Source organism: Candidatus Jordarchaeum sp., assembly GCF_052745115.1.
Genome location: NZ_JBRAKS010000243.1, coordinates 1 through 5,861, shown reverse-complemented (window position 1 = coordinate 5,861; position 5,861 = coordinate 1). Strand labels below are relative to the sequence as shown.

The window sequence follows — 5,861 nt, the reverse complement described above, 5'->3', positions numbered from 1 at the left end:
CCTACATAAGACAAACAACAACCAGAAAAACTACATACCTAAGACGGGGTCCCGAATAAGATTAGCTTCTTGACGTATACAGCGTTTCTACACATCCTTCATAAGCGACTTGGATTACTGTATATATTAGTTATAAATAGTTCATTAGCTTCTTTATGTAAATAATATTCATTGAAAGTACCCGCAGACTAGGTTTTAATTTAATTTTGTTGGAAGGTGTCACTATGAGTAAAAGAAAATCGATTCTTGTTGTGGCTGGGCATTCTGATGATGTTGATTACGCTTGCGGTGGAACAATGGTGAAATTCGCACAGGATGGGGCTAACATTGTTTTGGTGGTGGTTACTCGTGGTGAGAAGGGAAATCTTGATCCGGATATGGATATGAACGAGTTTGCCAAGACCCGAAAGGAGGAACAAGACAACTCTGCAAAAATACTGGGTATTAATCGGATTGTCTACCTCGGTTACTCTGATCATGACGTTTTACCCACACATGAGTTTCGAGCTAGGCTCATTAATGAGATTTGCAGGTATAAGCCGGACATTGTGATGACTCATGATCCCTGGAGGAGGTATGAGTGTCATCCGGATCATCGTCACACGGGTATGATGGCTATTGAGGCTGCGAGTTTTGCCATGTATTCTACGGAGATTACGCCGGCTGATCCTCCCTTGGAGCCGCATCTGGTGGCTGAGATATGGTTGTTTAACACGGATAATCCTAATCACTGGGTGGACATTACGGACACCATTGATAAAAAACTGGATGCCCTGAGGCAGCACAAGAGCCAGCTGGGGGAGGAAATGGCCACTTTTGCGCAGAGGGCAAACGCCAAGACCGGGGCAAAGTATGGAGTAAAATTTGCGGAGGATTTTCGAATTCTGCGCCGTGGATTCCCATATTTGTACGAATAAGTTAAATTCAAGGGAAGCTTAGTTTACCTTAAATACGCTGTAACTTGAAAGTTTTATAAAATCTATTCAGTAATTATATATAGGGTATTAATATGTCTACGGAGAAGTTGTTGAAGGAAAAAGAGGCTTACAGAGAGTTGAGGTTAGAACTCTTAGAAAAGGCTAAGGGTAAATGGGTTGCAATATTTGAGGGTAGAATGGTGGTTCAAGGTGATGACTTCGGTGAGGTGGTCAAAAGGGCTTTTGAGGTTACTGGGGGGAAAGTATTTTACGTAACCAAAGTTGGGGAAGAGCAGAAGGTTGAACGCAGAATATACCGGAATAGATGAAACCTATTATCCTCCCTTTCCTTGGTGTTTGGTCAGTATTCATAATCTGGCTAAAACAAGAGAAGTGACTGTGAGAGGTTATGTGGACACTGGAAGCGATGGGACAGTTGTAACCATAGAAATCGGTAAAAAATTAAATCTGCACAAGCAACCAGTCACCACGGCTGAAACAGTGAGTATTGGTGGAAAACCAGAATTAAGAATACTTTACGCCGCGATTTTTATCGTGAAGGCAGTGGAGGTGGTGGCAGCCGTGGATGTAAGGAATGATGTTAAAGAAGTCCTGCTGGGCCGTGACATTCTTCAACATCTGAGGCTAAGTATAGACTGGAAGAAAGGAACTGTTGACCTTAGAGATCCCTAAAGAAAGTTTAGGGGAAAGAAGAAAAGATCATAAGAAAATTAGTATTTTTGATTTTTATCATATATATTTTCTAAAATTTGTGCGTGTCCTGTGAATATAATATGTCCGCAGAAGAAAGCTGTGGAGTACATAAAAACTGAAAATAAATCTTTTTATCCTTTTAATTTCTCGGTAGCTTCCGAAGTTCTTTTGCAAAACTATAAAAAGTAGAAAATTCCTATAATTGAAATTAAATTGTTTAAGAGGCATTTTTAATGGCAAAAAAAGAAAAAGGGAAAACTGAGAAGAAGGAGAAAGGGAAGACCCGCTCATTGGTAACACTGGGATCTGCTTTCTTCACCTATAATGCTGACGTTCAAGCGTTTCCTGTTTATTATACTTCTATGGGCAGAGACTTGGGTACTTCTCGGGCTGCTCTGGGATTCATAGATACCACTAGGGGAGCTCTGCAGGCCTTTCTTACGCCCTTCTGGGGATTTCTAGCAGACAGATATTCTCGTAAGAAGGTTCTAATTATAGGTTGTTTAATCTGGGGGATTGCCACCATTCTTCTCTCTCTTGCCGGGGATTACACAACTCTCGCTCTTCTAAGAATAGTTACTGCACTCGGGCTAGCAACCATGGTTCCAACCGGTTTCTCACTTATTGCGGACATGTATCCTATGGAAAGCAGAGGAAAATACTATGCAGTTTATGGAGCCATAGGAATAGTGGGTTTAATGCTAATTATACCAATACTGGGCTTCATAGACGCCCCCAGCCTCACTGGAGGATTAGAATCAGACCTCTATAGACTAGCGCTATACCAAGCGGTTTACCCCGATACGATGCTTATTCTGAGAAATCTTTTACAGCTAGACGCGCTAGCAAAAAGCACCCTTTATAATGGAGTGTGGAGAAACGGCTTCATCGTTATGGGTGCTATAAGTATTGGAGTCGCTGGACTGGTAACACTACTCGTGAAGGAGCCCCCGAGGGGAGCCGCAGAAAAGGAGCTTAAAGGCGTTGTCACCGAAGAAACAACCGAAAAGTACAAGATTAAACGTAGTGCCTTTAGGGAAATTTTGAGAAACCGCACTATGCTGGTGATCATTGGGCAGGGAATAATGGGATATTTCCCCTATGTCGTTCTTCAATTCTGGTTCATTCACTGGTTTGAAACCGCTAGGCAGATTCCACCATTCCAAGCCACCATCATTTTTGCAATACTGGTAATGGGCTCGGCTCTGGGTAACCTAGTGGGGGGACTCCTTGGAGACCGCATGGAGAAGAGAAGCCCGGCAAAAGGCAGAATTATGATTGCGCAGATATCAACCTTCTCAGGCATACCGTTGGTACTCCTAATCCTGTTTGTTAGAATGGACTTACTACTATACATTAGTGTCGCATTTTTCACCGCAATCATGATGAGCTGGGGCGGAGTGGGCGCAGTGGAGCCCATAGTCTCCGCAGTTAATAAGCCAGAGGCACGTAGCACCGCCTGGGCTCTGGAGCAGATGTTTGAGCAGGGCTTTGCAGCCTTCGGAGTAGTTCTAACGGGGTGGATTGCTGACAATATAAACTTGGGAGTTTCCGGAATCGCAATGCAGTGGATATCACCCTACCTTAACTATTGGCTGTACTTTGCCGATGTAGGATTTCTATTGTATATTTTGTGGCTTTCCGGCGAGTCACTAACCCTAGCTATGGCCCTAACAGTCTCCATTCCTTGGACTTTTTGCGTCATCATCTGGACACTAGCATACCGAACCTACTACAGGGATAAAAGTAGAATTCAACAGTTTCTGGACCAGAGAAGGAAAGAAATCACTAAAAAATAGTTATAGAATGAATAATTCATACTTTCTCTTTTTTTAAATTGTGTATTGGTGTTGGGTTGATAGTTTTTAGATAGGTGAGTATTAAAATTTTTAGATATTTTAGCATTTTGAAGGTTTGAAAAATTTTTCGAAACATACCGCTAGTGGTGTAGGTGGATTAGTTTGATGGTTAAAAAGGATTTAGCGAACTTTTTGGGTCAGTTTTCCCAACTGCCAGTAAGGTTGATAGCTATTGATGGAACAGCTCTTGTTTTTCGTGGAATAAAAACCGCTACTTTGGACCTAGATTTTGTTGTGGAAAACGAAGACAACTACAGGAGACTATTAGATTTTTCAGTTGAACTAGGATACACGGTGAGAGCTTATGCGGAGGGGTGGATGACTCAAAGGTCCTGTGGTGATAGAAATATTTCTCAAACAGGTTCAAGGAGTAAGAATTAGTGAACGCATGGTTTCTAGGTGCTCCAAAGACCTAATAAAATTTGGTAAATTTGAGATACTACCCTTACATCCCCAAGACATTTTCATTCTTAAAGCAGTAGCGGGAAGAGAACCAAAAGATTTGGAGGACATGAAAACCATTGTGGAAAAAAGACTAATTAACTGGGAGCAACTGGTAGAAGAAATTAAACAGTTATTGGAGGAAGGAACTAGCACCAGAGTAGTTCTATCTACTGGATACTGGCTTGAAAGGCTCAAAAGCACTGAAAAATTGGAGATCGCAGACCAGCTACTTGACTAATTGTGGAATCTTCTACCCTAAGACAGATGGTATAATGATTATTGCTTTCTAGAAAGATATTTTTCTGTTAGTAATAAAAAAGAGAATGAAAGCGTTTGTTATTTAATTTCTTTGAGAACCGCTTCTATGTTTTCGCCGTAGGTTCCTTTTGGTACAAATTTTTTGTCGAATATTGCTCCTCCTATGGTGAATGCCCATATGCCTAGTTCTTTCATTTTTCGTACTCTTTCGTAATTGTTTATGCTTCCAGCCACGATTAAGGGTATTTTGACCGCTTTTTGAACCGATAACATGAGTTTTTCGACATCTCCGTCGTATCTATAGGCAAGTAAGTTTATTCCTGGTGCTCCGATTTTTTCCACTCTCTTAGCATCCTCAACGATTTCTTCTATAGTGCCTCTCAGAAGACAGGGATGATCTACGATTTTGCCGACGTAGGGGAAGAACCTAATTTCAGTTTCGTGTATAATAGGCATTGTTTCTTGTATATAGGTTCCGCCAATGAGGTAGTCTACACCTAGTTTGACTGCGGTTTTTGCGGATTGAATAGCAGCTTCCTTAGATTCACTCACCACCTCCAAAAAGGTGGTTCTATTGTCCTGCTTCATCATTTTTACCAGTTTTTTGAGCTGGTCTATGGGCAGGCCTATGTCTTTGAATCCTATGAATTTGACTTTGGTGTTTCGGATTTCCTTATAGACTTCGATTGCGTTTTTAACGGTCATGTCGTTGTACGTTAGCATAAAGATGAATTCGGTCAAATGCTGCTTTCTCCTCTCTTATTTTTCCCACTCGGTTATAGCGAACACCCGGGCAGGGGAACCGCCTATTCCCTTTATGGGCAATGGAAGCGCAACTATCAATACCCTGCCTTTGCCCAGTTTGTCGAGATTGGTCAACATTTCCACAAGAGGAATGCCCGCTTGAAGTAGATTCAAATGAGCCATGAAGGAGTAAATTATTGTATCATCATTGGTTCCCACCAGTTTTACTCCCTTCTCTACTAGGTACCCCGCAGCATCGCCAGATATCACAGGTATGTCTGGAATATTCATATTTGTGTAGAAGAAGACTATATCACCCTTTTTAATCTCTACATTATTTTCCTTCTCATACTGTTTGATGTGTTCTCGGGTTACCATTGGCCCGGACACACTGAAACGCTCGTATCTCTCAAATTTCTTTGCCATGTCGGGCTCTTGGCCCACAAAGGACATATCAATGGAGAGACCCTCACCCACAAAGGTTTCAATAGGTACGTCCCCTATGGTTACGTCGCTTTTAACCAAGTATCCATGATAGGGAGCTTCGATGTGTGTTCCGGCATGGCTCCATAGCCGTATCCACTCACACATGCAACGGTCGTGTACAAAAATGTAGGGCTCAATCCTTATTTCCTCCTCAGGGATGGTGGCGCCCCACTGCTCGTCCTTAGCCCATTTGGGATCGGTAGGATTCAATAACCTGCTCAATTCAATAACTTTCTTAGGCTTCATAATCCTATTCACCTTTCTCTAATTTCTTAGAGCTTTACTTATGGTTATTATTTTATTATAGGTTTGGGATTTTTTAGATGCCTATTAATCAGGGATTTTCATATTAAAAAAGATTTTGTCGAAATAAGCAAATAAAAATAAAAAACTTTCAATCTCCGTAGCTGGAGAACGGTTCTTGCAAAGGTTGTATCAT

Annotated in this window: 8 protein-coding genes; 6 read left to right on the top strand and 2 right to left on the bottom strand. The window is 41.6% G+C overall.

Annotated features, from left to right (window positions below; all coding sequences use genetic code 11):
• The first annotated feature begins 224 nt into the window (after positions 1 to 224).
• The 6 genes from ACUVXA_RS14930 (at position 225) to ACUVXA_RS14905 (ending at position 4,172) form a co-directional block, all read left to right on the top strand.
• Positions 225 to 917 (top strand): PIG-L deacetylase family protein, encoded by a 693-nt coding sequence (locus tag ACUVXA_RS14930; RefSeq protein WP_445872079.1) that lies wholly within the window; start codon positions 225 to 227, stop codon positions 915 to 917.
• 110 nt (positions 918 to 1,027) lie between these two features.
• Positions 1,028 to 1,246 carry a DUF5678 domain-containing protein gene (locus tag ACUVXA_RS14925; RefSeq protein WP_445872078.1) on the top strand — a complete coding sequence of 73 codons (219 nt, stop codon included), beginning with the start codon at positions 1,028 to 1,030 and terminating at the stop codon, positions 1,244 to 1,246.
• On the top strand, positions 1,218 to 1,610 hold the full coding sequence (locus ACUVXA_RS14920; protein ID WP_445872077.1) for a hypothetical protein: 393 nt from the start codon (positions 1,218 to 1,220) through the stop codon (positions 1,608 to 1,610). The genes ACUVXA_RS14925 and ACUVXA_RS14920 overlap by 29 nt, the downstream gene beginning before the upstream one ends.
• 254 nt (positions 1,611 to 1,864) lie before the next feature.
• Positions 1,865 to 3,430 (top strand): MFS transporter, encoded by a 1,566-nt coding sequence (locus tag ACUVXA_RS14915; RefSeq protein ID WP_445872076.1) that lies wholly within the window; start codon positions 1,865 to 1,867, stop codon positions 3,428 to 3,430.
• Between the two features lie 165 nt (positions 3,431 to 3,595).
• On the top strand, positions 3,596 to 3,871 hold the full coding sequence (locus ACUVXA_RS14910) for a hypothetical protein (protein ID WP_445872075.1): 276 nt from the start codon (positions 3,596 to 3,598) through the stop codon (positions 3,869 to 3,871).
• A complete protein-coding gene (locus ACUVXA_RS14905) occupies positions 3,828 to 4,172 on the top strand; it encodes a hypothetical protein (protein ID WP_445872074.1) in 345 nt (114 codons plus the stop codon). The genes ACUVXA_RS14910 and ACUVXA_RS14905 overlap by 44 nt, the downstream gene beginning before the upstream one ends.
• 98 nt (positions 4,173 to 4,270) lie before the next feature.
• Here the strand turns inward: ACUVXA_RS14905 and ACUVXA_RS14900 are convergent, their stop codons facing one another.
• The gene (locus ACUVXA_RS14900; protein ID WP_445872073.1) at positions 4,271 to 4,933 is read right to left on the bottom strand and encodes a HisA/HisF-related TIM barrel protein; all 663 of its coding nucleotides are present in this window, start codon (positions 4,931 to 4,933) and stop codon (positions 4,271 to 4,273) included.
• Between the two features lie 18 nt (positions 4,934 to 4,951).
• Positions 4,952 to 5,668, bottom strand: a complete 717-nt coding sequence (locus ACUVXA_RS14895; protein WP_445872072.1) for a cyclase family protein — start codon at positions 5,666 to 5,668, stop codon at positions 4,952 to 4,954.
• Positions 5,669 to 5,861 lie beyond the last annotated feature (193 nt).